3 protein-coding genes are annotated in these 3,676 nt (G+C 52.6%); 2 read left to right on the top strand and 1 reads right to left on the bottom strand.

The window, feature by feature from the left end:
• The first annotated feature begins 308 nt into the window (after nt 1-308).
• Nucleotides 309-1,142, top strand: a complete 834-nt coding sequence (gene serB, locus DBY90_RS12360; protein WP_070491636.1) for a phosphoserine phosphatase SerB — start codon at nt 309-311, stop codon at nt 1,140-1,142.
• A gap of 399 nt (nt 1,143-1,541) precedes the next feature.
• Entirely contained in the window at nt 1,542-3,515 is a 1,974-nt protein-coding gene (locus tag DBY90_RS12355) for a TonB-dependent copper receptor (RefSeq protein WP_070491639.1), read from the top strand.
• A 75-nt stretch (nt 3,516-3,590) separates the two neighbouring features.
• On the opposite strand, the gene DBY90_RS13710 is transcribed toward DBY90_RS12355, so the two are convergent.
• A partial coding sequence (locus DBY90_RS13710) for an IS3 family transposase (protein ID WP_159069413.1) occupies nt 3,591-3,676 on the bottom strand: 86 nt, incomplete at its 5' end.

The following is a 3,676-nucleotide window of genomic DNA, read 5'->3' as shown; positions in this document are numbered from 1 at the left end:
AATTATAGTGGATTAACTTTAAACCAGTACGGCGTTGCCTCGCCTTAGCTCAAAGAGAACGATTCTCTAAGGTGCTGAAGCACCAAGTGAATCGGTTCCGTACTATCTGTACTGTCTGCGGCTTCGTCGCCTTGTCCTGATTTAAAGTTAATCCACTATACTTCCCTCAAAGATTGTCTGAAAACCGCTTCGTCGCATCGCCGCACGCATACGGTTTTCATCAGGAAGCCCGTTTTCAGACGACCTTCCCGATATGAAATCTTCAGGCTTTGCTATAATCCGCAATCCGCATTTTTTGAGCCACCGCCATGCCGCACGCCCTCGTCCTCCAATTCCCCTCCGCCGAAGCCCTGCCTTCCGCCCTCCTCACCCGCCTGCCCGAGCCTGATTACGCCGATGAAAAGCGTATGCGTTTTATCGTTGAAGAAGGGTTTTCTTTAAGCGGGGCAGACGCGGCGTTGCTGGACAGCCGTCAAATCGACCACGCCGTGTTGCCCGATAGGGCGTTTGGCGAACTCGGGCTGATTGTCAGCGATATGGATTCGACGCTGATTACCATTGAATGCGTCGATGAAATTGCAGCGGGCGTCGGCTTGAAAGACCGCGTGGCGGAAATTACCGAACGCTCGATGCGCGGCGAATTGGATTTCGAGCAGTCTTTGCGCAGCCGCGTCGCCCTGTTGGCGGGATTGGACGAGCGGGTTTTGGCGGAGGTTTATGAAAACGTTTTGCGGCTCTCGCCCGGCGCGGAATTTTTGTTGGACGAATGCAAGGCGCACGGCGTGAAATTCATGCTGGTGTCGGGCGGATTCACGTTTTTCACCGAAAGGCTGCAACAACGCCTCGGCTTCGAATACCAACACGCCAATATTTTGGAAATTGAAAACGGCAAGCTGACGGGTCGTCTGAAAGGCAGAATCATCGACGCGCAGGCAAAGGCGGATTTATTGCGCGAATACCGCGACCGCCTCGGATTGCAGCCGCATCAGGTTTTGGCAATGGGCGATGGGGCGAACGATATTCCGATGCTCAAAGAAGCGGGCGTAGGCGTGGCTTACCGCGCCAAACCGAAAGCGCAGGCAGTCGCCGATGCCTGCATCAATTTCGGTGGGCTGGAGCGCGTCAGGGGTTGGTTTAAATAAACCGTCTGTATCGGTGGTCAGGAGTTTCCCGTTAAAGCAAAGGTCGTCTGAAAAATTTTCAGACGACCTTTTTACTGTTTGAAATATCGTAATGACTGCAAACGGAATGCCAAAGGACACGCCGTCTCAACATGCCAAAATGGGTTTGCATCCTGCTCCTGAACACAGCCCTCTTTATCCCCGTAACAGCCTTATCCCTTCTTCCTGCTAGATGGAAAAGCAGGCAATTAATCAACACGGTTATTACTATTATTCAAATAATTTAATTATGCCTCGAAAATATTGACTTAAATTAAATAAAACCGTTTTCTTACTCACAAACTGCCTGACATTCTTTATACTACCAAAGTAGTAATTAACTACGCACAATGAACTAAACCAATAAAAGGAGCTCTAAGAATGAAACACCAGCTACTCCTTCTGCCGATTGCCTTAGCCGTATCCCAGGCTTGGGCGGACACAGACCCTGTTCCCGAAGAAACTGTTATCCTTTCCCCCGTTACCGTCACCGGCACACAACAACAAAAAGCCAATAGCGTTACTTTCAACCCCAAAGCTGCTTTGCAACCCCTCCCTGCCGGAGACGGTGCGGACCTTTTACAATCTGTGCCCAACATGAGCATCATCCGCAAAGGCGGAAGCTCGGGCGATCCATTGTTCCGCGGTTTGGGCGGTTCGCGCCTGTCGATTAACGCAGACGACCAGTTTATTTACGGCGGCTGCAGCATGCGTATGGACCCGCCGACTGCCTACATCCACCCGAATTCTTTCGACAAAGTCGTCGTCACCAAAGGCCCGCAAACCGTAACCCAAGGCATGGGTTTGGTCAGCGGCTCGGTACAATTCATACGCAAAGACCCTGATTTCAGCGAAAAACCCTACAACATCAACGCCTCCCTGACCGCAGGCAGCAACGACCGTCGCGACGGTTCGCTTGAAGCCGAATTCGGCGGCAAATACGGCTACGTCCGCAGCAATATTTCCCATAACGAGGCCGGCGACTACAAAGACGGCTCAGGCAAACGCGTCCACTCCCATTTCAAACGCGACAGCCAAATGCTGCAACTGGGCATCACCCCGACCGAAAACACCACCATCGCCGGCACATACGAACGCAGCAGGGCCAAGGTCGCCTACGCCGACCGCATGATGGACGGCAGCAAATTCGACCGCGACGCGTGGAACGTCCGCTTTACCCAACGCAACCTCACTCCTTGGTTCAGCGAACTCGAATTGCGCTACGGTGAAAGCGAAATCGACCACGTCATGGACACATACAGCCTGCGCACCATCCGCAATCCGGCAGGCAAACAGATTAAAAACGCCAACAACCCCAAACGCAACACCGACACAGGTCGTCTGAAAGCCACCTTCGATTGGGACAAACTCAATCTGCAAACCGGCGTAGATTATATGGACGACGTACACGTCGCCCGCATGGAACGCGGCGGCGACGGTTACCGCCACAAGCCCTATATGCCCAATCAAAGTTTCAAACAATGGGGCGTTTTCACCGAAGCCGCTTGGCAGCAAACCGACAAACAACGTTGGGTAGCAGGCTTGCGCCACGACCGTGTCAAAGCGCATTACGATTCCGCAGACGTAACCGATCCCGTTTTGAAACATCAGAAATTCAACTTGAATTCCGGTTTCTTACGTTGGGAACGTGATACGGATAACGGCTTGAAATACTACGCCGGATTCGGTATCGCCGAACGCTCGCCCGACTACTGGGAACGTCTGCGCGCCAAAAAGAAAATCATCCATCCCGAACAAAACCGCCAAATCGATGCGGGCATCATCTGGAAACGTCCTAACCTCCATGCCTCCGTATCCGTATTCGGCAGCGATGTCAAAAACTTCATCATACTCGAACGCCAAGGCACGGATTTAGGCGTACGCAACGTTAAAGCCTCTCGTTTCGGCGGCGAAGCCGAAGTCAAATGGACGTTTGCACCCAATTGGGAAATCGGTAGCAGCCTCGCCTACACCCACGGCAAAAACCGTACCGACGGCAAACCTTTGGCGCAAACCCCGCCGCTCGAGTGGAACAACACCCTCGCATTCGACAACGGCAAATTCAGCGCAGGCGCGTTATGGCGCGTCGTGGCCAAACAAAACCGTTACAGCAAAGGTCAAGGCAATATCGTCGGTCAGGACATCGGCGCATCTTCCGGATTCGGCGTACTCTCGCTCAATGCCGGCTGGAAATTCAGCAAATACGCCACCTTGCAGGCCGGCATAGACAACGTGTTCAACAAAACCTATGCCGAATTCGTCAGCAAAGGCGGCGACCCTTCAGCAGGCACGCAAACCTTGCGCGTCAACGAACCCGGCCGTACCGCTTGGTTGAGGCTGCAAGCAAAATTCTGATGTTGAGTTGAAAAAGTGAAAGGTCGTCTGAAAACTGAACTGGCCCCCAAATCTTGGACACTCATAAAAGCCTATTCAGGCGCTCTGTGCAAGCTGGGTTCTGTATGCGACAGGACTCAGCTTTTTCAATTTCAAACTGCAACGCTCGCGGTTGTAGTAAT

It is taken from the genome of Neisseria mucosa (assembly GCF_003044445.1).
In the GTDB taxonomy this organism is placed as follows: Bacteria; Pseudomonadota; Gammaproteobacteria; order Burkholderiales; family Neisseriaceae; genus Neisseria; species Neisseria mucosa_A.
This window is presented reverse-complemented; position numbering and strand designations above follow the sequence as displayed.

Bases quoted from the DNA above. Each gene is read 5' to 3' on its own strand.
- serB (WP_070491636.1), top strand. From the start codon at position 309: ATGCCGCACGCCCTCGTCCTCCAATTCCCCTCCGCCGAAGCCCTGCCT.
- DBY90_RS12355 (WP_070491639.1), top strand. From the start codon at position 1,542: ATGAAACACCAGCTACTCCTTCTGCCGATTGCCTTAGCCGTATCCCAG.